19 protein-coding genes are annotated in these 22,769 nt (G+C 70.0%); 13 read left to right on the top strand and 6 right to left on the bottom strand.

Annotated features, from left to right (window positions below; genetic code table 11):
* Positions 1-31 precede the first annotated feature (31 nt).
* The 9 genes from eccD to ACFQ4H_RS04530 all read left to right on the top strand — a co-directional run bounded on the left by eccD (position 32) and on the right by ACFQ4H_RS04530 (position 11,531).
* Complete coding sequence (gene eccD / locus ACFQ4H_RS04570; protein ID WP_377567280.1) at positions 32-1,426, top strand: type VII secretion integral membrane protein EccD; 1,395 nt, start codon at positions 32-34, stop codon at positions 1,424-1,426.
* A 27-nt stretch (positions 1,427-1,453) separates the two neighbouring features.
* Positions 1,454-2,977 carry a type VII secretion protein EccB gene (gene eccB, locus ACFQ4H_RS04565; RefSeq protein WP_377567278.1) on the top strand — a complete coding sequence of 508 codons (1,524 nt, stop codon included), beginning with the start codon at positions 1,454-1,456 and terminating at the stop codon, positions 2,975-2,977.
* 102 nt (positions 2,978-3,079) lie between these two features.
* Positions 3,080-3,403, top strand: coding sequence for a WXG100 family type VII secretion target (locus tag ACFQ4H_RS04560; RefSeq protein WP_377567276.1), 324 nt, complete (start codon positions 3,080-3,082; stop codon positions 3,401-3,403).
* A 39-nt stretch (positions 3,404-3,442) separates the two neighbouring features.
* Positions 3,443-3,745, top strand: coding sequence for a WXG100 family type VII secretion target (locus tag ACFQ4H_RS04555; RefSeq protein WP_377567274.1), 303 nt, complete (start codon positions 3,443-3,445; stop codon positions 3,743-3,745).
* A 144-nt stretch (positions 3,746-3,889) separates the two neighbouring features.
* On the top strand, positions 3,890-4,318 hold the full coding sequence (locus ACFQ4H_RS04550; RefSeq protein ID WP_377567272.1) for a hypothetical protein: 429 nt from the start codon (positions 3,890-3,892) through the stop codon (positions 4,316-4,318).
* 44 nt (positions 4,319-4,362) lie between these two features.
* Positions 4,363-5,919, top strand: a complete 1,557-nt coding sequence (locus ACFQ4H_RS04545; RefSeq protein ID WP_377567270.1) for a hypothetical protein — start codon at positions 4,363-4,365, stop codon at positions 5,917-5,919.
* 6 nt (positions 5,920-5,925) lie between these two features.
* Positions 5,926-7,704: a hypothetical protein gene (locus tag ACFQ4H_RS04540; protein WP_377567268.1), complete on the top strand. Its 1,779-nt coding sequence runs from the start codon at positions 5,926-5,928 to the stop codon at positions 7,702-7,704.
* A 9-nt stretch (positions 7,705-7,713) separates the two neighbouring features.
* Positions 7,714-8,166 (top strand): YbaB/EbfC family nucleoid-associated protein, encoded by a 453-nt coding sequence (locus tag ACFQ4H_RS04535; RefSeq protein ID WP_377567266.1) that lies wholly within the window; start codon positions 7,714-7,716, stop codon positions 8,164-8,166.
* Between the two features lie 2 nt (positions 8,167-8,168).
* Entirely contained in the window at positions 8,169-11,531 is a 3,363-nt protein-coding gene (locus ACFQ4H_RS04530) for a right-handed parallel beta-helix repeat-containing protein (protein WP_377567264.1), read from the top strand.
* An 83-nt stretch (positions 11,532-11,614) separates the two neighbouring features.
* Here the strand turns inward: ACFQ4H_RS04530 and ACFQ4H_RS04525 are convergent, their stop codons facing one another.
* The gene (locus ACFQ4H_RS04525; protein ID WP_377567262.1) at positions 11,615-12,460 is read right to left on the bottom strand and encodes an anti-sigma factor family protein; all 846 of its coding nucleotides are present in this window, start codon (positions 12,458-12,460) and stop codon (positions 11,615-11,617) included.
* Complete coding sequence (locus tag ACFQ4H_RS04520; protein ID WP_377567260.1) at positions 12,457-13,077, bottom strand: sigma-70 family RNA polymerase sigma factor; 621 nt, start codon at positions 13,075-13,077, stop codon at positions 12,457-12,459. The genes ACFQ4H_RS04525 and ACFQ4H_RS04520 overlap by 4 nt, the downstream gene beginning before the upstream one ends.
* A 274-nt stretch (positions 13,078-13,351) precedes the next feature.
* On the opposite strand from ACFQ4H_RS04520, the gene ACFQ4H_RS04515 reads away from it, so the two are divergent.
* Positions 13,352-16,189, top strand: coding sequence for a helix-turn-helix transcriptional regulator (locus tag ACFQ4H_RS04515; RefSeq protein WP_377567258.1), 2,838 nt, complete (start codon positions 13,352-13,354; stop codon positions 16,187-16,189).
* Here the strand turns inward: ACFQ4H_RS04515 and ACFQ4H_RS04510 are convergent.
* Positions 16,186-16,920 carry an anti-sigma factor gene (locus ACFQ4H_RS04510; protein WP_377567256.1) on the bottom strand — a complete coding sequence of 245 codons (735 nt, stop codon included), beginning with the start codon at positions 16,918-16,920 and terminating at the stop codon, positions 16,186-16,188. The two genes, ACFQ4H_RS04515 and ACFQ4H_RS04510, sit on opposite strands and share 4 nt — an antisense overlap.
* 282 nt (positions 16,921-17,202) lie before the next feature.
* On the opposite strand from ACFQ4H_RS04510, the gene ACFQ4H_RS04505 reads away from it, so the two are divergent.
* Positions 17,203-17,772 (top strand): hypothetical protein, encoded by a 570-nt coding sequence (locus tag ACFQ4H_RS04505; protein WP_377567254.1) that lies wholly within the window; start codon positions 17,203-17,205, stop codon positions 17,770-17,772.
* A gap of 78 nt (positions 17,773-17,850) precedes the next feature.
* On the opposite strand, the gene glpK is transcribed toward ACFQ4H_RS04505, so the two are convergent.
* Positions 17,851-19,368, bottom strand: coding sequence for a glycerol kinase GlpK (glpK, locus tag ACFQ4H_RS04500; RefSeq protein ID WP_377567252.1), 1,518 nt, complete (start codon positions 19,366-19,368; stop codon positions 17,851-17,853).
* A gap of 31 nt (positions 19,369-19,399) precedes the next feature.
* A complete protein-coding gene (locus tag ACFQ4H_RS04495) occupies positions 19,400-20,233 on the bottom strand; it encodes an MIP/aquaporin family protein (protein WP_377567250.1) in 834 nt (277 codons plus the stop codon).
* Positions 20,234-20,418: 185 nt separating this feature from the next.
* On the opposite strand from ACFQ4H_RS04495, the gene ACFQ4H_RS04490 reads away from it, so the two are divergent.
* Both ACFQ4H_RS04490 and ACFQ4H_RS04485 read left to right on the top strand, forming a co-directional pair.
* A complete protein-coding gene (locus ACFQ4H_RS04490) occupies positions 20,419-20,928 on the top strand; it encodes a SigE family RNA polymerase sigma factor (protein ID WP_377567248.1) in 510 nt (169 codons plus the stop codon).
* Complete coding sequence (locus ACFQ4H_RS04485) at positions 20,925-22,376, top strand: WD40 repeat domain-containing protein (RefSeq protein ID WP_377567246.1); 1,452 nt, start codon at positions 20,925-20,927, stop codon at positions 22,374-22,376. Before ACFQ4H_RS04490 ends, ACFQ4H_RS04485 begins: the two co-directional genes overlap by 4 nt.
* 51 nt (positions 22,377-22,427) lie before the next feature.
* Here the strand turns inward: ACFQ4H_RS04485 and ACFQ4H_RS04480 are convergent, their stop codons facing one another.
* Positions 22,428-22,688, bottom strand: a complete 261-nt coding sequence (locus ACFQ4H_RS04480) for a hypothetical protein (protein ID WP_377567244.1) — start codon at positions 22,686-22,688, stop codon at positions 22,428-22,430.
* Between the last annotated feature and the right edge of the window lie 81 nt (positions 22,689-22,769).

Here is a 22,769-nt window from a genome sequence, read left to right as displayed (position 1 = left end):
TGGATGAAGAAAGCTCGAAAGGAGGGATCCGATGCCCCAGAGCCAGGCGACCGACCTGTGCCGGATCGTCCTCGTGACCCCCGACAGCTCGGTGGAGATGGCGCTGCCGACCGAGGTCGCGCTCTGCGACCTGATGCCCGCGCTGGTGCACCACGCCACCGCCCGGCGTACCGGCACCGCCACCGCGGCCTCCACGGCCGGAGCCGAGGACTGGACCCTCCAGCGCCTCGGGGAGGCCCCGCTGGACGACGAGTTGACCCCCGGCGCGCTGGGCATCCACGACGGCGAGTTGCTGTACCTGCGGCACCGCACCGACCAACTTCCCGCAGTGCACTTCGACGACCTGGTCGACGGCATCGCCACCAGCATCCGGGACCGGGCCGACCGGTGGAACGCCCGGATGACCCGGCACATGTTCCTCGTCATCGCCGGGGTCGCCCTGTTCGTCGGATTCCTGATCCTGGTCACCGGGCCGTCTCCGGCGGGTGCCATCGCCGCCGGAGCTGCGGCGGCCGGGCTGCTGCTGGCCGGCGCGATCTGCTCCCGCGCCTTCGCCGACTCCACCACCGGGCTGGTGTTCGGGTGCGCTGCGGTACCGTACGCCGGCTTCGCCGGTCTGGTGGTCCCCACCGCACCCGACGCGCCCAGCTTCGCCGGGCCCAACGTGCTGTGCATGGGGGTGGCCGCCACACTGGTCGCCCTGGCCGCGATGGGTTTCGTCGGCGAGCAACGACCGATGTTCCTGGCCACCGGGCTGGGCTCGGGGACCCTGGCGGTGGGCGGGGCGTTGTCCGCGTTCGCCGGGCTCGACGCCGCCCGCGCCACCGCGATCGTGCTCACCCTCGTACTCGGGTTGAGTGTGCTGGCCCCCAACCTCTCGTTCCGGATGGCCCGCATGCGGCTGCCCATGCTGCCCACCGGCGCCGAGGACCTCTCCGCCGACATCACCCCGTACGGCGGGGCCCGGGTCGTCACTGGCGCCCGCGCCGCCGACCAGTACCTCAACTGGATCTTCCTGGTTCTCGGTGCGGTCTGCGGGACCAGCGTGGTGATCCTGATGCGGGCCGGCGGTTGGGCCTCGACCGGCCTGGTCGGTGCCGCCAGTCTGGTACTGCTGTTGCGGGCGCGGGCCCTGCTGTCAGCCTGGCAGCGAGTCGGCACGCTGGCCGCCTCGGTACTGGGGCTGAGCCTGCTGGTGTCGTCCGCCGCTGCCGGCGACTGGCCGAGCCGAATGCTGTGGCTGGTCGTCATGATCCTGGCAGCCGGCGGTGCGGTCCTACTCGCCCACTTCATGCCCGGGCGACGCCTGCTGCCCTACTGGGGACGCGCCGCCGACATCGCGGAGTACCTCGCCGCGATCGCCATGCTGCCACTGACGCTGGCCGTCCTCGATGTCTACTCCTGGGCCCGCGCGCTCGCCGGCTGAGCCGACCGATGGAAGGGAGAAACTCTCGTGCAGTCCCGTCGTGACCAGCTCCAGGCCCACCTGTTCGTCGTCGGCCGGCTCTCCTCGGCGCTACTGCGCGCCGAGCCGGACGCTCCACAGACCCCGTTACGCCGCTTCACGGTCGGCAGCCTCACCGGGCTGATCGTCGCCGTCATCGTGGCCGTCGGGTTCGCCATCTACGGCTTCATCGTTCCCGGTGGCAAGGACACCTGGAAGCGGGCCGGGGCGTTGATCGTCGAGAAGGAGACCGGCACCCGTTATCTCTTCGTCGACGGCGAACTGCGCCCGGTCGTCAACTTCACCTCCGCCAAACTGATCCTCGGCACCTCGATGAAGGTGGTGTCGGTGTCGCGCAACTCGCTGGCCAGGGTGCCGCACGGACTGCCGGTGGGGGTCGAGTCCGCACCCGACTTCCTGCCCGACGGTGGGAGGCTCAACGCCCGTAACTGGCAGGTCTGCGCCACGCTGAAGCCCAACCGCAGCGGCGCCGAGCAGCCCTTCACCACGTTGCACGTACGCGACGACGGCAGCGGCACCCCGCTGCCCGACGGCACCGCCCTGGTGGCCGTCGGTCGCGACGGTACGGCGTACCTGATCTGGGACAACCGGCGGATGCGGATCCGCAACGCGGCGACGCTCGACGCGCTCGGCTACGGCGCGGCCCGCCGCTGGCGGGTCGGCGCGGCCTGGCTGAACGCGCTTCCGGTCGGCCCGGACCTGCGGGCACCGGAGATCCCGGCGTTGGGCTCGGCGGGCCCCACGATCGACGGCAAGCCGACCCGGGTGGGCCAACTCTTCGAGGTGACCGGCGGAGTCTCCGGCGACCAGTTCTACGTGCTACGCGGCGACGGGCTGTCCGCCCTCACCCCGACCGGTGCCGCACTGGTGCTGGGCGACCCGAACACCGTCAGGGCGTACCCCGACGGGATCGTGGTGACCCGGGGGATCAGTGCCGCCGCGCTGGCCAACACCCCTCGCTCGGCGGTCGCCTCGACCAACGTCGGACTACCGGCCACCCCACCGCCGGCGGCCCGGTTCACCGGTACGCAGGTGCCCTGCCTCGATCTTCGCGTCGGTGCCGGTATCGAGGTCCGGGTCACCATGGACAGTCCACCGGTTGGTGGGGCGGCCCCGAACACCAGCGGCGCGGCGGCGGGCACATTCGCCGACCAGATCGCGGTGTCGCCCGGCAGTGGCCTGCTCATCAGCGCCCAGCCAGCCCCCGGGGTGGCCAACGGCACCCTGTACCTGTTGGTCGACACCGGTGTCCGATATCCACTTCCCGGCGACGCCCGACAGTTGCTCGGCTACGACGGCACACCCGCGGTCGAGGTCCCCACCCCGTTGCTCGGTCTGGTTCCGGCCGGGCGACCGCTGGACCCCGCACAGGCCCGCGCCACCCTGCCGGTCGCCCCGCAGGTGGTTTCCGGCAGCACCGCACCGACCGAAGGTTCCACCACCGGTACGCCGGCCGGCGGTTCCATCTCCGCCACCCCGACCGGCAATCCGAGCACCACCAGGACGCCATAACCACGGCAACTTACGGACTCCACCGGTGAACGGCATCCGGTGGTGCAGGACCCGCGCGCCCGAATGGACGTACGGCACCCACGAGAGCAGGAGGTGGCGGGAATGACCTCCCCCATTTCGCAGGCGAACGTCATCGAGATGCAGGCCGCCGAGCAGTACTACGAGGGCGCCCTGAACCAGTGCGACGGCATCAACCGCAACATCGACGCGCTACAGGACCAGATGCTGGCGATCTGGAAGGGCATGGCGGCACAGCGCTTCACCGATGCCGTCGACGCCTGGCAGACCGCGTTCAAGCCGATCATCGACGAGCTGAACCGGATCTACACCGCCCTCGGCGGCAACCGGCAGGGCTACACGATCAACGAGGACCAGAACGCCGACCTGGCCGGCCAGGCCTACACCCAGGCCGCCTCCGTCCTCTGAGCATTTCGACCACCAGCAGCCAAGAAGGGAATTGTCCCCATGGGAGCACCTGACGGCGCCTTTTCCATCAACTTCGCGCCCGCACAGCAGATCTCAGCGAACCTCGCCACCTACACGAGGGACATCCAGAAGATGGTCGAGGACCTGAAGACCTACACCGATGCCAAGTTGCAGTACTGGGAGGCTTCGGCGCAGCTCGAATACGCCGACGCCAAAACCATCTGGGACGCCGCGATCATCGACCTGAACGAGAAGCTGGGGAACGCCCAGCGCATCCTCACCGAAATCATCACCAACTACGAGACCACCGAGGCGAAGAACACGGCCTCCTGGGCCAAGTGACGTCGGGGCCCCGCGTTCCACTACGCGGGGCCCCGACTCCGCCGACCGCAGCCCGCACCGACCCGGTCAGCGCGATTCCACTGATCCAAGTGATCCGAACAGCCAGTCAATCCGTTCAGAGAGCACACAGGAGAGGAGACCGCCGTGCCGCCGGATGACAAGGGGAACAAGGACGAGGTGGCCGTCGTCCCCGAGGAACTGATCAAAACTGCGGGTGTGTTCGAGGAGCGGGCCAGGTTCCTCAACACGCTGCTACCGAAACTGCGGGCGAACAACGTGCTGCCGGGGGACTTTCCGGCCGCCACCGAACTCTCCACCAACATCGGTGCCCGCAAGACCGAACTGATCACCGCGATCACCAACCTCTCCAACGTGTGCAACGACATCGGCTACAACCTGCGCAAGGTGGCGGCCGACTATCAGGCCGCCGAGGACGACAACGTCGGCGACGCCGATCGGCTCAACGGTCTGATCCAGGACGTCAACAAGTACTTCCCCGGTGCCGATGCCACGAAGCCGACGAAGATCCCGCCGGCCACCCCCTACCCGGTGCCGGAACCCGCGCCGAACTAGTCCCGTGACGCCCCGGCCGGTCACCGGAGAAACGGAGAAGCGCAATGCCCGCAGGTGGCGAAGGATTCGGCGGTTGGACCCTGGAACAGGTCCAGGCCGCCCTGGCCCCCGGCCAGCCCGACACCTTCTACAAGCTGGCCGGGGTGTTCGGCGAGTCGCTCACCGGACTCGACGAGACCACCGAGATGCTCAACAAGTCGATCCAGACCGTGTTGGAGACCTGGCGGGGCCCGGCGGCCAGCACCTTCAAGCTGGTCGGCGACAACGTCACGACGTTCGTGGTCGAGACCGCCGATCCGCTACGCGCACCCTCGTACCAGGATGCGATCACCACCGCCGGCGATGCCCTGGACGAGGGCAAGAAGGCGATCGAGGCGTACGCCGTCGAGGTCGCCACCTACCGCGAGGAAGTGGCGGCGGCCGGCGGCGAGCCGGACGAGGCCGCCATCGACGCGGAGGCTCAGAAGATCATCCAGGCGGTAGCCGACGCGTACGTCACCTGCGGCGATTCGCTGACGCCGATCAAGGAGCCGGGCAAAGCCGCGGAGAACGGGCCACCTGTCGACACCATCCCGCCCGAGCAGGTGGAACTGCCGGAGCCGGTCGGGGAGACCCCGCCGAACGGCTCCGGTACCCCGCCGTTCCCGGAACAGGCACCGGAGGACGAACCCCTCCCCTCGCCCGACGACAGCCCCCTGCCGGAGAACTCCCTGGTGTTCGACACGTCGGCCGAGGCTCCACCACCGGGTGAGCCGAACGGGTCCGGCACGCCGGGTGCCTCTCCACCCACCGGCGGTCTCCCGATCGTCAGCCTCGGCAAGCCCGGCTCCCCGTCATCGGACCGGGCCCTCGCCCACAGCGACGGCGAACTCGATCTGTCCGACATGTCGAACCCGTCAACCACCGATCTTGCCTTCACACCGCTCGACGGCACCGACCCGAACCTGGTGACCGACGCCGGAAGTCCGAGTACGAAGTTCGCCAGTTTCCAGGGCGAGATCCCCACGCCGCCCGGAGCGGGGCCGAACGTTCCCGGCCCGCAGCCGGGCAGCCCACCGACGACGCTGAACACGTTCGGCACCACACCCGCGAACCTGACCACCGGAGGCACCCCGGTCACCATCGCCGGCCCGGCCGCCGAGAACGGCGGCGTACCCATCGGCCGGTCGGTTCCCGGGTTCGGGCTGCTGGCCACACCGCTTGCCACCGGCCGGGACCGCGACCCCGGGGTGCCCTCCTCCCCCGGGTCACAGCTGAACACCAGCCGGCTGCCGGGCCTCGGCGCACCCGATGCGGAGCCACCGGTACAGCGCCCCCAGCCGACGACCCCACCGCGCAGCGGAATGCCACCGGTGCCGATGCTGCCCACCTCCCCCGGCAGCACCCTGGACCGGGCCCGGGGGCGGCGGACCGGACCTGGCGGCACCGGACCGGCCGGACTGTTCGGCGAGCCGTCGCACGTCGGTGGGTACCTGCCGAGCAACGGCCGCCGGGACCCGGATGGCCTCGAAGAACGGGAGTCCTGGCTGCTGGGCGACGAGGAGTGGGACGACTCGGAGGCCCCCAGCGGCGCAATCGGTCGACCGGTGACGAGGGAGTGACCGACGATGGGCCAGCCGAACGGCAACGCCGACTATGGCGCCTACGACTACGACCAGATCATCAAGGCGTTGTTCGAGAACGCCAGTGCCAACTCCCTCTACACGGTCTCGGCCAACGTCGCCGAGGTCACCGCGTGGATCAAGCTGATCGGCCCACAACTGGTCAAGCTGACCGCCGACCTCGCCGGGGAGAACGGCAGCTGGAAGGGGCCCGCCAGCGGTACGTTCAATCGGATCGGCACCGGCATCGGTGAATGGGTCAACCGGCTCGCCTACGAGCTCGAAGATCCGGTACTGCACAACACCATCAACCAGGGCGGGGTCTGGCTGGCCTGGGCGCAGACGGCGATGTGGAAGGTCTTCAACGACTCGACACGCACCCTCCCGCCGGTCATCTCCGCTGGCGAGACCGAACCGACGGTCACGTTCAACGAGACGTACGCGACCGAACAGGGTCGGATCCTCCTGGCGCAACTGGCCGGGGCGTACAACGAGCAAAGCGGCTCGATGATGCCGCTACCGACCGAGGTGGACTACGAGAAGGGGCCCACGGAGGAGATTCCACCCCCCAAGCCACCGGAGAAGACCCCCGAACAGCAGGAAATGGACGACCTTCAGAAGAAGGTGCTGGAGAAGCAACTCGACAATCTGGAAAACCCGCCGGAACAAGAAGATCCTCCGGAGCCTCCCGAGCCGCCGGGCGGGGAGGGCGGGGTGCCGGAGCCGCCGGGCGGGGAGGGCGGCCAGATCCCCGAACCGCCGGGCGGGGAGGGTGGCGGGGTGCCGGAGCCCCCCGGCGCCGCTGGCGACGACGCCCTGCCGGGCGGCGGTGACGCACTCACCGGAGACGTCCCGGCCCCACCCGGTACGGATCTCGACGGCGACGGCGTGCCCGACCCGCCCGGGGCGGACCTGGACGGGGACGGGATACCCGATACGGCGGGATCGGACGTCGACGGTGACGGCATACCCGACCCACCCGGGGCCCGCGACCTCGACGGCGACGGCACGCTCGACGTCGATGGTGCCGGGATTCCGCTCCCCGGCTCCAACCTGTCCCCGGAGGAGGCGCTGGCCCGGCTCAACGCCGAGCGGACCGACAATGCCGACACCCGGCTGCCACCGGTCATTCCACCCAGCGCGATCGTCACCAACGGCGCCGGCCTACCAGGCGGGCCCGGTAGCACGTTCGGCACCTCGCCACGCGGCACCACCGGATCGATCCTCGATCCGACCGGCGGCAATACGGCCGGCAGCAAGCCGTTCGTACGTGGCGGCCTGCCGAACGTGCCGTCCGCACCGGACGCACCGAGCAGCCGCAGTCCACGGGTGCCGGTCCTGCCGACGATCCCGGACGACGACGTGCCGGGAGGCGCCGACGGACGGCGTACCGGCCCGAAGATCCCGGCACTGGACCTGCCGGAGGTCGGGCCGGGCGGTGGGCGGCTACCCAACACCAGCGGTATCCGCCCCGACGGCCCACTGCTGGGCGGTTCTCGGGGGGACCTGCCCGGCACCGCCGATCGGCTCGGCACGCCGGTGAGTGAACTGCCCAACCGGGGCGGGACGCGCGGCGGCGTACCCGGTCTGGCCAGCGCGGGCGTTCCCGGCCAGGGAATGATGCCGCCGATGATGCCGCCGATGGGCGGCGCCGGTGGCCCGCAGCAGGGTGGTGACCGGGACCGGCAGACCTGGTTGCTCGAGGACGACGACGTCTGGCGCGACGACGACGAACTGCCCCCCGCCGTGCTCGGACGGGGCGGGTACGACGACGAGGAGACCTAGGAGGAAGCGATGAGCGATCTGTCTTTCCAGTCGATCCTTCAGGAGATGCACGCCGAGTGGGACAGTGCCCGCGCGGACCTGGCCCGAGTGCAGGAGACCGCCCGCAACACCACCGGCGAGGCCCGCTCCAAGGGACGGCAGGTTTCGGCCAAGGTCGATGCCGAGGGCCGTCTCACCGAATTGAAGCTGCACGGCCAGGGCTACCGGACCATGCCCCCGATCGAGCTGACGAAACTGATCATGGACACGGTCAATCAGGCACACGAGAACGCCCGGCGTGACCTGTGGCAGTCGGTGGACGGCTCCCTACCGCCCGGGACCGACCCGCAGACGCTGGCCGACGGCGGCGACTGGAGTACGGCCCTGCCGACCGAACTCGAACTACCCGACCTGATCCGTGACGTGCTGGAGCGCGGCCTGCCCACGCCAGGCACCACGCCCACCCCGCGCCGAGAGGAATAGCCGTGAGCCGTCGCGTACTGGAGGTCTCTCCCACCGAGCCGGGCTGCCACCGGCGCATCACCGACGCTCTGCGCGCGGCGGACAACGGCTCGATAGTCAACGTGCTGCCCGGTGAGTACGCCGAGACCCTCCTGCTCCAGGCACCGGTCACGATCACCGCACGGGACGGTCGGGGCAGTGTGCTGCTGGCGCCGCCCAGCGGACCGGCACTGGTCATGGACACCGAGACCGCCACCGTCAACGGACTGGTGATCCGCGGCGTGGACGCCGGCAAACCGGTCGTGGACGTGGGCACCGGTCGACTCCGCCTGGACGACTGTGAACTACGCGCCGAGGCGGCGGCCGGGGTCTTCCTGCGTAACTCGGCAGCCCTGGTGATGAGCGACTGCCGGATCAGCAACCCGACCGGCGCGGGCCTGGTCGCGGTCGAGAACGCCACCGCCACGATCGAGCGGTGCACTCTGGAGGGCTTCGGTTCCACCGCCGTGGTGATCCGCTCCGGTGCCGACCCGGTGCTTCGCGACTGCACCATCACCCAGGTCACCGGCAACGGCGTCTGTGGCACCGACGCCGCACGGGGCACCCTCCACGGCTGCGAGATCTCCCGGACCAGCGGCCCGGGCGTCGCACTGGAGAAGAAGTCCACCACGAGGCTGCTCCAGACCCGGGTGTTCGGCACCTCCGACGTCGGCGTCTACCTCACCGGGGGCGCGCGCGGAGTCCTGGAGGAGTGCGAGATCAGCGACACAGCGGGCGACGGGCTGATGCTGGCCGAGGGGGCGGACCCTGCGGTACGGCGAACCGTCGTTGCCCGTACCCGTGGCCACGGAATCCGGATCACCGGCCGGTCCCGGGGCACCTTCGAGCGGTGCCGGGTCAGCGAGACCCCGGTCGCCGGGGTGTGGGTGGGTGGCAGCAGTGATCCGGCCTTCACCGGTGGCGAGTTGGTGGACTGTGCCGATGCGGCGGTCATGGTGACCGAGGGCTCCGCCGGCACCTTCGACGCACTCGAGGTCACCGATGCCCGCCAGCACGGGGTGCGGGTCTGGGGCGGCGCGAACCCCCTGTTCCGGGGACTGAAACTCAAGGGCGCCCACGGACACGGGGTGCTCGTGGGCGACAACGGACGTGGTCGGTTCGAAGAGTCGGAGATGACCGACACCCGGTACGCCACCGTACGCAGTTCCGGTGGCGGCAACCCGGAGTTCCGCGAGTGCCGGCTACGGCACAGCGACGATGCCGCGGTGCTGGTCGGGGCCAGTGGCAGCGCCACCCTGCGCGACTGCGACGTGGCTGGAGCCCGTACGGTCGGGGTCGCGGTGGAGGCCGAGGGGGAGATCACCCTGACCCGGTCCCGGATCCACGACTGTGAGAACGACGGGGTGCGCTTCGCCGAGGGCGGCCGGGGCTGGATCACCGCCTGCGAACTGTTCGCCAACGGTGGCGACGGCGTACATGTCGGTAGTGACCAGCCGATCGTCATCCGGGAGACCACCACCAGGGAGAACACCGGCAGCGGGGTACGGCAGACCGTCGCCGGCCCACGGTTGACCGTGGAGGAACTCACCAGCGTGGCCAACGGCGTGCCGGACTCCTACGGCAGTGCGTCGGCCAACGCGAAGCCCACTGCCGAGCCAGACCGGCGCGGTCGGCCGGAACCGGCGTCCGGGTCGGCCGCGAAGGCGCTGGCCGGTACGGACAACGGTGGCGACACGGTGGAGAGCCTGCTGGCCGAGCTGAGCCGGTTGGTCGGCCTGGACGGGGTCAAACGCGAGGTCGCGACCCTGGTGAACCTCCAGCGCCTGGCGCAACGACGGGCGGCAGCCGGACTGCCGGCACCGCCGATGAGCCGGCACCTGGTCTTCGCCGGGCCACCCGGCACCGGCAAGACCACGGTCGCCCGGCTGTACGGCCGCATCCTCGCCGCCCTCGGTGTGTTGCGTAGGGGACACGTCGTCGAGGTGGCCCGGGCCGACCTGGTCGCGCAGATCGTCGGCGGTACCGCGATCAAGACCACCGAGAAGTTCACCGAGGCCCGGGGTGGTGTCCTCTTCGTCGACGAGGCGTACACGCTGGCTGCCGAGAGCGGCGGTGGCGTGGACTTCGGCCGGGAGGCCGTCGACACGCTGGTCAAGCTGATGGAGGACCACCGCGACGACGTGGTCGTCATCGCCGCCGGCTACTCCCACGAGATGCGTGGCTTCCTCGGCAGCAATCCGGGCCTGGCGTCCCGCTTCACCCGGACCATCACGTTCGAGAACTACTCGGTCGACGAACTGGTGACCATAGTCGAACACTTCTGCCGGCAGCATCACTTCGCATTGGAGAGTGGCACCCGCGAGGCACTCGAGGCGTACTTCAAGCGGTTACGCCGGGACGAGACGTTCGGCAATGGCCGGGTCGCCCGGGGCGTGTTCGAGGACATGGTCGGGCGGCAGGCGCAACGGCTGGGTGAGCAGGCCGAGGTCTCCGACAAGGAGTTGACCCGGCTGCTGCCGGTCGATGTCGGTGCGGTCACCGGTCCCGGCGTCGGGGTCAGTGCCGGGGTCACCCGGGAGCAGTTGCCCGGACTGCTGACCGAACTCGACGGCATGGTCGGCCTGACCTCGGTCAAGCGTGAGGTGACCAACCTGGTCAACCTGATCGCGGCGGCCCGGCGGCGGGAGGAGGCCGGGCTGCCCGCGCCGTCGCTGTCCCGGCACCTGATCTTCTCCGGTGCGCCGGGTACCGGTAAGACCACTGTGGCCCGCCTCTACGGCAAGCTGTTGACCGCCCTCGGGGTGTTGGCCAGCGGGCAGCTCGTCGAGGTGGCCCGCGCCGACCTGGTCGGTGAGTACGTCGGGCAGACCGCTGGGCGCACCAGGGACGCGTTCGACCGTGCCCGGGGTGGTGTCCTGTTCATCGACGAGGCGTACACCCTGGCCCGGGCCGGCTCGTCCGGCGCCGACTTCGGAAGGGAAGCCGTCGACACGCTGGTCAAGCTGATGGAGGACCACCGTGACGAGGTGGTCGTCATCGCCGCCGGCTACTCGGCGGAGATGGCCGAGTTCCTCGCCGCCAATCCGGGTCTGACGTCCCGGTTCTCCACCACCATAGAGTTCGAGAACTATCAGACCGACGAGCTGGTCACCATTCTCGGACAGCATGCGGCCAGCGCCGGCTACGTACTGACCCCGGCCACGGAGAGCGTGCTGCGGCAACACTTCGCTGCGGTGCCGCGCGGCAGGGACTTCGGCAACGGCCGGTACGCCCGACAGGTGCTCGACGGCATGGTCACCCGACAGGCCGGACGGCTGATCACCGTGACCACGCCGACCACCGAGGACCTGACCGAGCTGCGGCCGGAGGACGTACCCGCCCGTTGAAGCGGCGGGCGAGGCCGGACGGACGACCGGACGGTGACGCCGCGGCATCCACGGGTGCCGCGGCTGGAGCCGGTGACGGCACCTCAGATCCTGATGGTGGCCAGTATCTGCCCGTCGAGGGTGCGTACCTCGAACCGGTCGAGCTGGTCCCGTTTGACCGAGGTGCCACCGTGCACGGTCAACGGTGCGGGGTTCTCCGCCGTGCCATAGCCCTTCGGTGGCACGCTCCAGGTCATCGCGACCTCGTTCGTGCCGTCCTTGCCGATCGCGATCAGCTGGCACTGTTGCGGTCCGGTGACCCGGGCCAGTTCCAGGGCCACATGGGTGCCCCAGCCCTTGCTCTCCAGGCCCATCCGGGCAACGATGCCGGTGGTCGGATCCGTGGCGCGGAACTCCTCACCGGTGACCAGCAACTGTACCGACGGGCTGCCGGTCACCTGCGGCTGGTTCCCGTCCGACCTGCCCACCAGCAGCCCACCGGTGACGCCTCCCGCCACCAGCACCACGGCGGCGGCCACCGAGTACAGCCGGCGCATCCGGCTGCGGCGGCGCTCCCGCTCGGCCGCGTCGGGAAAGGAGATGACGCGGCTCACCCGGCCCGGCAGCGTCGCAGGGTCGACCGGCCGACCGTTGACCGGTTGCCCGGCGGGGGCGGGTCGAGCTGACCCAGGCTCGGTCGTTTCCAGCGCGACCGGAGCTGCGCCACGCCGCGAATCCGCCACCACCGGGATCCCCGGCTCCGTCGGATCGCCGTCGGCCAGCTCGACGTTGGCCAGCATCACCGGAACGTCCATGAGCTCGTCCAGCTCCTCGCCACAGCTGTCACAGGTGGCGAGGTGCTCCTCGAACGCGTCCATCTCGTCCGGCGTCAGGACGCCGAGCGCGTACGCACCGACGTCCGGATGGTCCACCTGTGACGTCCTCGTCATGGAGTGACCCCTCGCTCCTCCATCGCCACGCGCAACGCGCGCAAGGCGTAGTACACCCGGGACTTGACCGTGCCCAGGGGCAGGCCGAGAAACTCGGCGGCCTCGGCTACCGTCCGACCTCGGTAGTACGTCTCGACGATGACCTCCCGATGCGGCGCGCTGAGCGCGTCGAGCGCCTCCCCTACCGCGATGGAGTCCACCACCCGAGCGCCGTGATCGTCGACCGGCATATGTTGCAACGGCTCATCGCCCACCTCGGGAGGGCGGGAGCCTCTGCTGCGCCTGTTGTCGATGACAATACGCCGGGCCACCGTCGTCAACCAGGGGCGCAGCGTCGGTGCATCACTCGCAATGAGACTTCCGGCATTCCGCCAGGCCCGTACCAGGGTCTCCTGTACGACGTCTTCGGCCCACTGCCGGTCGCCTCCGGTGAGTCGTACCACGAAGGCCAGCAACGGCCCCGCGTGACTGTCGTACAGGGACCGGATCAGTTCGTCCGCCTCAGCGGGGGTCGCTGCGGTGGACCGGGACCGGGCCGGTACGAACGTCGGAGCGGGTAGCTGGGACCTGGATACCGGCAGCCGGGTCACCGTACCTGTCTGGGTCGATTGCCCCATCGGATCGCCACTCCGTATCAGTCTGGCCGGCTGGTTCGGTGGTACGGGTCGCATCGATGTCCACGGTTCCCGCTGGGCGGAGCCATGGCGGCGCAGCCCGCTGGTGGAGCGGATACATCGTGGCGACGGTATTCACCGCATCGTCACCGGATCGGCACCGTACCGTCAGCGTCACCGGTTGTTCTGTGCACCGAGCATGGACCAACGTCGCAATCCGACACATCCGCCACCGTGCCTAGTTATTGACGGTCGGTGTCCCCCGTACGATCACACCGTGGCCATCCCTGTGGGCGGCGGCCCGCTGGTCGGGCGGGACGCCGAACTCTCCATCCTGGGCGCGATGGTGACTGCGGTGAGCACCGGCCGGGGCGGTACGGCCTGGATCGAGGGTGAGCCGGGCATCGGAAAGTCGGCCCTGCTCCACCAGATGCTGGCCCAGGCACAGACGACCGGCTGCCGCGTGTTGCAGGCCGTCGGCGACGAACTCGACCAGCGGCTGCCCCTGCGCGCACTGGTGGACGCGCTCGGTACGGAGGCCGACGCCGAGGTCGGCTCGCTGCTGCGCAGTGGCGGGGCCGGTGGCCCGACCGGCAGTGGCGACCCGGTCCCGGCGGCCGTGGAGCGGCTACTGACCCTGATCGACGGATACTGCGCGCAAACACCACTGGTGCTGGCCTTTGACGATCTACAGTGGGCCGACGAGGCCAGTTTGCTGATCTGGCAACGGCTGGGCCGGGCCGTGGACCAGATCCCGCTGCTGTTGATCAGTGCCTACCGCCCCGTACCGGCCAGCCCGACGATACTCCGGCTACGGCAGACCGCCGAGAAACGTGGGGCGACCGTAGTGTCGCTGGGCCCGCTGGAAGCAGCAGCGGTGACCGGGCTGGTCACCCGGCTGGCCGGCGCCGAGCCGGGGCCGGGGCTCCGGCGGATCGCCCAACAGGCCGGCGGCAACCCGCTGTACGCCCGCGAACTGGTCGATACGCTCGTTCGCGAGCACCGGATCACGGTCGGTGCCGGCATCGCCGAGATCGTCGACGATGATCGGGCCCCGGTGTCGTTGGCCGGTGCCATCGCCGACCGCCTGCACTTCCTTTCCCCGGAGACCAACGACGCGCTACGGATGGCGGCCCTGCTCGGTGCCGACTTCTCCGTTCTCGACCTGGCCACGGTCACCGACACACCGGCGACCAGACTGCTACCGGTGCTCGACGAGGCGATCGCGGCTGGCGTTCTGGCGGAGGAGGGCAACCGGCTGAGGTTCCGGCACGGGCTGATCCGACAGGCGCTGCACGATGCGACGCCGGCCAGCACCCGGGCGGCGATGCACCGGCAGGCGGCGCGGGCACTGGCCGAGGCCGGCGTACCGGTGGACCGGATCGCCGCGCACCTGCTGGTCACCCCGGAGGCACTCGACGGCTGGGTGCTGGACTGGCTGGCCGAGCACGCCTCGGATCTGGCGTACCGGGCCCCCGAGGTCGCCGCGGACCTGCTCCGGGCGGGCGCCGACCGTACCAGCGGCGATTCCCGACAGGCGGCCATCCTGCGGGGCCTGTCGACCGCGCTCTTCCTGTTGTCCCGACTCGACGAGGCCGAGCAGACCATCCGCCGGAGCCTCGCCCGGGCCAGGGGTGGGCCGCTGATCGCGGATCTGGCCTGGGACCTCAGCCAGGTGTTGACGCAGGGAAGTCGTCACGCGGAGGCGCTGGCCGTGCTCGACGAGACACTGTCCCGGACCGACCTGCCCACGCTGCGCCAGGTCCGGTTGCGGGCCCGTCGCTCCCGGGTCCTGACCGATCTCGGACGCTACGACGAGGGCGAGCGCGAGGCAAGGGCGGCTCTCGGCGAGGGCGAGCGACTCGACGACCGGGTCGCCGTCGGGCATGCCCTGCACACCCTGTACCTGCTGGCCGACTATGAGCCGGGCCTCGAACTGATCGAGCGGGGGCTCGCGGTCATCGGAGACGACCCGGAGTTGTTCGACACCCGGCTCGCGCTGCTGGTCAACCGCTGCGTCAGCCTTGACGCGCTGGGTCGGACCGAGGCGGCGATGGCCTCGCTGCACGAGGCACTGCGGCTGGCCGAACGGTTCGGCACCCGCCGGTTGACCAACCTCTACATCTTCGCCGCATCCAGTCAACTGGACCATGGGGCGTGGGATGAGGCATACGCCGGTTTCACCTCGCTCTCCGGGCCGATCCGGGAGGATCGGATGCTCCAGGTCACCGGTGGGCTGGCGATCATCGCCGCGCACCGCGACGACCGGGCAGCCACCGCCGAGCACCTGCGGGCCGGTGCCCAACTGGGTCGGCACACCGGTCATCTGGCCACCACCGCCAGCTACCTGAACATGGCCCGGGCGATCGACGCGGAACAACGGGGTCGGCCGGACGAGGCGGCGGTGGTCCTGGCACACACCGTCGACGAGGAGCGGGCCCGGGAGTTCTACGACCGCTACGTGTGGCTGGCGGAGCTGGTCCGACTCGCCCTGGCCGCGGATGACCTGGAACTGGCGCGGGCAGCGGTCGCCGCCGCCGAGGCCGATGCCGCCCAGGAACCGCTGCCGTTGCGGGTCCTCACCGCCCGACGGGCCCGGGCCACCCTCGACGGCGACGCGGCGGCGCTCCTGGCGATCGCCACCGACTACCGTGCCCGGGGTATGCCCCTGGAACTGGGCCAGTGCACCGAGGAGGCGGCCGTCCTGCTGGCCCGCAGCGGCGACGTACCTGCCGCCCGGGCAGCGCTGACCGACGCGGTCCGCGCGTACGTCGACCTCGGCGCAGCGTGGGACATCCGTCGAGCGGATACCCGGTTGCGCCCGTACGGCGTGCGACGTGGCCCACGGTCGATACGGCGGCGGCCGAGCACCGGATGGGACGCACTCACTCCGACGGAGGAGCGGGTCGCCCGGATGGTGGCGCAGAGCAGGTCGAACCCGGACATCGCCGCAGAACTGTTCCTGTCCCGCCGGACCGTACAGACCCATGTGTCGAACATCCTGGCCAAGCTGGGCGTCGCCTCCCGGATCGAGATCGCCAGGATGGTCGTCGACCGCTCCGTTGCGCAGCCGGACGGGGCGCGCCCGGACGACCGGGCGGCCTCCCGGCCCTAGCCCGCGACCGGCACCCGGACCAGCACCCGGCCGTCGGCCCCGCGTACCTCGAAGTGGTCGAGTTCGGCACGGCCAGCGGCCAGGCCTCCTCGGGCCTCCAACGACGAGGCGGCCCCGGAGTCGGCGGAGACACCCCAGGTCAACGCCACCTGCTCGGTGCCGTCACGGCCGACCCCGACCAGTTCACACCGGTCCGGCCCGGACACACCGGTCACCCGTAGGTCGATCTCCGAGCCCCAGCCTGTGCCGACCACGCCGACCCGGGCCGAGACTCCGGTGTGCGGGTCGGTTGCGACGTACAGCTCACGGGTCGGTGGCAGTACCGACGGCGGCGCGGTCCGATCCGCGAGCCGGGCACCACCTACCAGGCCGATGATGAAGGCGGACACCGCCAGGACAGCGGCCAGGCCGGTCCGGATCCGCCAACGGCGGAGGCGGTGAGCGACGCGACGGCGGTCCCCGGGGCCGGGTGGATCGGGCGGCCGACGGTTGGCCACCGTCGCTCCACGCCGCGATGCCCGTAGCGGCCGGGCAGCCATCGTCGGCCGGGCGGCCGGCGGTGCGGGCCGGACCTCTGCCAGCAGCACCGCGACCGCCACCAGTTCCTCCAGTTCATCGGCGCACCGCTGACATCCGGCCACATGCTGCTCGAACGCGCTCATACCGGTCGGGCCGAGCAGACCCATGGCGTACGCGGCCACGCCGCAATGGTCCACGCTGGTCCCGGCCATTGGCGCACCTCATCTCAATACTGATCCACCACATCGGTCCGGCAGCGGTGTGAGCTGCCACTGGTCAGTACGGACAGGCCGCGCCATCGGTTGTGTCACGGGTTTCGACCGCCCAGCAGGGAACACGTCGACGACGCAGTCGCGGAGCCGACGAAGATTCTTGGCCGGCAACTCAACCGATTTCGCCGGAAATTCGTAGCGGCCCTCGTTGCAGATTTCGTTGAACCAGCGTCGAGCCGGCCCACGTTCTAAGGCCAAAGCACCTCACGAAGGAGGATTCCCGTGAAGATCCGCTCGATCGCTGTCCTGCTCGGTGCCGCCGGCCTGACGGTCGGACTGTCCGCCTGCGGCGGTGGCTACGACACCCCCGAGGCCACCAGCAACGCCGCCCCGGCCCCGGTCGCCACCACCGAGGCCGCCCCCAAGCAGGCCGGCACCCCGCAGGTGCTCACCGTGGCCAAGGTCGACAAGTTCGAGCCGTTCCTGGTAAATGCCAAGGGCCGGACCATCTACCGGTTCGACAACGACCTCACCCAGCCGCCCACCACCCGTTGTCTCGCTGACTGCGCGAAGACCTGGGAGCCGGTCCTGGTCGGCACCGGTGGTCTGCAGATCTCCGGCAACCAGATCGAGCAGGACCAGGTCGGCACCATCGCCCGACCGGACGGTGGCGAGCAGGTCACGCTCAAGGGCTGGCCGCTGTACTACTTCAAGGACGACCTCAGGCTCGGACAGACCGCGGGTCACGGCGTGGGTGGCAAGTGGTTCGCGATCACCCCCACAGGGGGGAAGGCGCAACGGGTCGCCGGCGGCCAGGACAGCACGCAGAGCGGTGGTGGCTACACCTACTGAGCGACCAGAACGCATCGGAACGCCGCCGCTGTCCCCTGCGGCGGCGGTTCCGTACGGTTTCGTTCCGTGCGGTCCGGCTCAGTCGACGTCGACCCAGTCGAGGGTACGCTGCACCGCCTTCTGCCATTGGGCGTAACCGTCCGCCCGGCGCTCCGGCGACCAGGTCGGCTGCCAGCGCTCCTGCTCGTTCCAGTTCTGCCGCAGCTCGTCGGTGGACTTCCAGAAACCGACCGCCAGCCCGGCGGCGTACGCGGCACCCAGCGCGGTGGTCTCGGCGACCACCGGCCGGCTCACCGGCACCCCGAGGATGTCGGCCTGCAACTGCATGCAGAGGCGGTTGGCGGTGACTCCACCGTCGACCTTGAGCACGTCCAGGGTGACACCGGAGTCCCGGGCCATGGCCTCGGTGACGTCCCGGGTCTGGTAGCAGATCGACTCCAGTGTGGCGCGGGCGAGGTGGGCGTTGGTGTTGTAGCGGGAGAGGCCGACGATCGCCCCTCGCGCGTCGGACCGCCAGTACGGCGCGAACAGCCCGGAGAAGGCTGGTACGAAGTAGACCCCACCGTTGTCCTCGACCTGCGCGGCCAGCGCCTCGCTCTGTGCCGCCCCACTGATGATGCCAAGCTGGTCACGCAGCCATTGCACGGCCGAGCCGGTTACCGCGATCGATCCTTCGAGGGCGTAGACGGCGGGTTGGTCGCCGAACTGGTAGCAGACGGTGGTGAGCAGCCCGGACCTCGACCGCACGATGTCCGTACCGGTGTTGAGCAACATGAAGTTGCCGGTGCCGTAGGTGTTCTTCGCCTCGCCGGGGGCGAAGCAGACCTGACCGACGGTGGCCGCCTGCTGGTCGCCCAGGATGGCGGTGAGCGGCACCGCGCCGCCCAGCGGCCCGTTGGGCAGGGTGTCGCCGTACCGGGCGGAATCCGACGACGGCCTGATCTGCGGCAGCATCGCCCTCGGAATGTCGAAGAAGGACAGCAGTTCGTCGTCCCAGTCGAGCGTCTCCAGGTTCATCAGCATGGTACGGCTGGCGTTGGTGACGTCGGTGACGTGCACGCCACCGTCGACACCCCCGGTGAGGTTCCACATCAGCCAGCTGTCGGTGTTGCCGAACAGGGCGTCGCCCTGCTGGGCCGCCTCGCGTACCCCGTCGACGTTCTCCAGAATCCACTGGATCTTGCCGCCGGAGAAGTAGGTGGCCGGTGGCAGTCCCGCCTTGCGGCGGATGACGTCGCCGCGCCCGTCCCGGTCCAGCGCGGCGGCGATCTGGTCGGTACGGGTGTCCTGCCAGACGATGGCGTTGTGGTACGGCCGCCCGGTCCGCCGGTTCCAGACCACCGTCGTCTCGCGCTGGTTCGTGACACCGAGCGCGGCGAGGTCCACCGCGCTCAGGTCGTACCTGTTCATCGCGGTACGGATCACCGCCGAGGTACGTTCCCAGATCTCGACCGGGTTGTGTTCGACCCACCCGGGCCGGGGCAGGATCTGTTCGTGTTCGAGCTGGTGGCGGCCGACCTCCGTACCGCTGTGGTCGAAGATCATGAATCGGGTGCTCGTGGTGCCCTGGTCCACCGCACCGACGAAGTCAGGCATTGGGATCTCCTCTTCTCGACAGGGATCGAGGTCAGGCCTTGACCGGGGTGGTCCGGGCCTGGGTGGGTAGGCGGCCGGGTTCGAGCGGCTCGTCGGTGCGCAGGAACCGTCCGATGAGCACCTGGTAGAGGGCGGCACCGATCAGTCCGCCGACCAACGGACCGACGATGGGCACCCAGAAGTAGAGATCACCATACTGGTCGGAGAAGGCCGTCTCGTACCCCGTGAGGAATGAGGCCAGTCGCGGACCGAAGTCGCGGGCCGGGTTGATGGCGTAACCGGCGTTGGTTCCCCACGCCATGCCGATCCCGACGACGAGCAGCCCGATCACCACCGGGGTGAGGTTGGCCGCCGGGGGCGAGTTACGCAGGTCGGTGAGGGCGAGGATGACGAACAGCAGGATGGCGGTGCCGATCACCTGGTCCCGTAGTCCGCCCCACTGCCCCACCGGCAGCTCACCGTTGCCGGGCAGGGTCGAGAAGACTCCCTGCGTCTTGATGGTGTGCCCGGGATCCACCCTGGTCAGCACCTCGCTGTAGTTCCACCGCACGAGCAGCGCGGCGACGAAGGCACCCACGGTCTGGGCCAGGCTGTACGGCAGCACCTTGCGCCAGGGGAAGCCCTTGAAGACGGCGAGTGCCAGGGTGACCGCAGGGTTGAGGTGTGCCCCGCTGATCCGCGCCGCGACGTACACACCGAGGGCGACGCCCAGGCCCCAGGCCCAGGCGATGCTGTCGTGGTCACCGATGCCACCGGCGACCACCTGGGCGACCACGCCCACCCCGAAGAGGATGAGGATCATCGTACCGGCGAATTCCGCAGCCAGTTCACCGAGAAGGCCCGGGAGTTTCATGCGCTGCATCATGCTTCCTCCAGGTTTTCAGGTGACGCCAAGCGATGATCTAATGTCATACGAGTTACTTTTCGGGCAACCGTAAAGAACGAGACATCGATAGTCAACGACTCGTTGGCACCCCGGCCGCACCTACCGCCCTCGGTCCCCTCCAAACGAACCGGTGAAGGCGTGTTAGCTGGCGGAGGAGGTGGCATGTGGATGCCGACCGGCAATCGTTCGAGGCGTACGTGCGAGCGCGCAGCGCGGCCCTGTCCCGAATCGCCTATCTGCTCACCAACGATCATCATCTCGCGGAGGATCTGGTTCAGCAGACGTTCCTGCGGGTGGCGGGCCGGTGGAAACGGGTGGTGGCGGCGGGCGACCCCGACCCCTACGTCCACCGGGTGCTCTACCACCAACACGTGACGTGGTGGCGAAGAGCCAGCCGGCGGCCCGAGGCTCCACTGTCCGGCACCGATCGACCGGTGTCGGACGATGCCGAGCAGGTGACGGTGATGCTCTCGGTACAGCAGGCCCTGGCCAGGCTCGGTCCGCGACAGCGGGCGGCGCTGATCCTGCGCTACTTCGAGGACTGCACCGAGGCGCAGACCGCCGAGATCCTCAACTGCCGGGTCGGCACGGTAAAGAGCCAGGTCCGCGACGGACTCGCCCGGCTACGCACGCTCGCGCCGGAACTGGCGGACCTGATGGAGGTACGACCGTGACGGACCGACAGTTGACCGAGATGTTGCACCGGATCGCCGACCAGGCCCGGCCGGCCCGGGTACACCCGGACATCTGGCCCCGGGCGCGGCGTCGCCGACGGATCACCACCGTACTCGCGGTCGTCGCCGTGGCAGTGGTGGCCGGCGCGTTGACCGGCACCCCGCTGTTGCTGGACCGGACCATCCCTGACGACTTCTCGCCGGCCCGACGCGACCCACCGGTGGTGCCGTCCACCGTCTATCCCCCACTGACCGGTGAGGACACCATCGTCGAGAGTCCGCCCGGGCCGGCCGCCATCGTGGTCAGCGGCGACGAGGAGTTGCGGGGTAGTGACATCTGGGGCTGGGAGGGGCGCAGCCTCGTCATCGGTCGCGACGGCGGCTACCGGCTGGCTCGTACGGTGGGTGAGACCACCGCGGGAATGGCCGACGGCCTGCTGATCTCACCGGACGGTCGGCAACTGGCAAGCCAGCCGTGGTTGGAAGGGGCGAGCGCGGACGGCGGTGACCGGACCGCGGTGTTCGACCTGACCAGCGGAAAGGTGACCGAGTACGACGGAGGCACCCCGATAGCCTGGGCCCCGGACGGTAGGTCGTTGCTGGTCCTCCCGACCCCCTCCCTCATGCCCGACCCCGAGGTGCGGCAGCTGCAACTCCGACTGCTGGACCTGACCACCGGAACGGTGCGGGAGTTGCCGAAGATCCGCGGCACCTACCAGCCCGGGAACTTCGTCGCGTTCTCCCCGGACAGCGCACGGATCGCGGTGGCGACCAGGGACGCCATCCACATCGTCGACCCGAACCGGGCGACCGTCCGCAGGCTCGCCCCCCTCTCGCCCGGAGACCGGCTGGCCGGACCGGGCGCCTGGTTGGCGGACGGGAACCGGATCGCCGTCTTCTCCACCGACACCTGCGAGGGCGACACCGCCTGCGACGAGTCGGCCCTGCGGCGACGGTCGTGGCAGATCGGCTACCTGGACGTACCGACCGGTGCCCCCGTTGCCGGGCCGACGTTGCCGCCCGCCCGGGGCCTGGCCGCCCGGCTGCTCGGCTGGCAGGACGACGGCGACGCGGTGGTCGCCGTCTATCGACCGGAGGAGGGTGTGGTCAAGCGCCCGGACGACGACTCCTGGTCCGAGACCGACTGGTGGACCGTGGGCGGGGTCGAGCTGATGGAGTTCCGATCGGACGGCAGCCAACACCGGTTGGTCGACCTGCCGGAGAACGTGCTGTTCGTCGATGTGCCGACCCGGTTGTTGGACAGCTTCGGTGGACCGTCGGCATCGTGGCCGGAAGGCATACTACGAAGGCTGCTCGCGGTGGCCTGGCCCTTCGGACAGTGCCTCCTGTTCGCGTTGGTGGTGATGCTGGCGCTCGGAAGCTGGCAACACCACCGCCGACGATCCGCTCGAAGAGCGAGTTACCGCGGTCCGGAACAGCCTGCCTGACCCGGTACCGGCCGGGGCGGCGGGACCGTCGGACCGGCCGGTCCGGTGGGGTCAGCCGCTCCGGCGGTTGCCCCACTGACGCGGCCCCTGGACCGATCCCCGGCCACTGCCGACCTGTTTGCCCACGCCGGCCGGTCGCGACTTGGCGCCGCCCTTACCCCGGGCACGACGAGCGGCCCGGTTCGCGAACTCGACCGGTTCCTCGCTCTCAGCCGACTCCTCGAGTGCGGCCGGCTCCTCGACCTCTACGGGCTCGACGGGCTCGGCCGCGGAAAGGTCGGCTGCACCTTCCGGAACGCTGCGGTCCGACATCGGGTTCTCCCTGCACTCGGTGCTTGCGGCAGGAGCAGCCGTGCCGAGGTCGCACGGTGGCCTGCTCCATGCAGGATCATG

The organism is Micromonospora sonneratiae, assembly GCF_042679305.1.
Classification (GTDB): Bacteria; Actinomycetota; Actinomycetes; order Mycobacteriales; family Micromonosporaceae; genus Micromonospora_H; species Micromonospora_H sonneratiae.
This window is presented reverse-complemented; position numbering and strand designations above follow the sequence as displayed.

Bases quoted from the DNA above. Each gene is read 5' to 3' on its own strand.
- ACFQ4H_RS04555 (WP_377567274.1), top strand. From the start codon at position 3,443: ATGGGAGCACCTGACGGCGCCTTTTCCATCAACTTCGCGCCCGCACAG.
- glpK (WP_377567252.1), bottom strand. From the start codon at position 19,368: ATGCCTGACTTCGTCGGTGCGGTGGACCAGGGCACCACGAGCACCCGA.
- ACFQ4H_RS04560 (WP_377567276.1), top strand. From the start codon at position 3,080: ATGACCTCCCCCATTTCGCAGGCGAACGTCATCGAGATGCAGGCCGCC.
- ACFQ4H_RS04535 (WP_377567266.1), top strand. From the start codon at position 7,714: ATGAGCGATCTGTCTTTCCAGTCGATCCTTCAGGAGATGCACGCCGAG.
- ACFQ4H_RS04510 (WP_377567256.1), bottom strand. From the start codon at position 16,920: ATGGCCGGGACCAGCGTGGACCATTGCGGCGTGGCCGCGTACGCCATG.
- eccD (WP_377567280.1), top strand. From the start codon at position 32: ATGCCCCAGAGCCAGGCGACCGACCTGTGCCGGATCGTCCTCGTGACC.
- ACFQ4H_RS04540 (WP_377567268.1), top strand. From the start codon at position 5,926: ATGGGCCAGCCGAACGGCAACGCCGACTATGGCGCCTACGACTACGAC.
- ACFQ4H_RS04480 (WP_377567244.1), bottom strand. From the start codon at position 22,688: ATGTCGGACCGCAGCGTTCCGGAAGGTGCAGCCGACCTTTCCGCGGCC.
- ACFQ4H_RS04520 (WP_377567260.1), bottom strand. From the start codon at position 13,077: ATGGGGCAATCGACCCAGACAGGTACGGTGACCCGGCTGCCGGTATCC.
- ACFQ4H_RS04525 (WP_377567262.1), bottom strand. From the start codon at position 12,460: ATGACGAGGACGTCACAGGTGGACCATCCGGACGTCGGTGCGTACGCG.
- ACFQ4H_RS04545 (WP_377567270.1), top strand. From the start codon at position 4,363: ATGCCCGCAGGTGGCGAAGGATTCGGCGGTTGGACCCTGGAACAGGTC.
- ACFQ4H_RS04495 (WP_377567250.1), bottom strand. From the start codon at position 20,233: ATGATGCAGCGCATGAAACTCCCGGGCCTTCTCGGTGAACTGGCTGCG.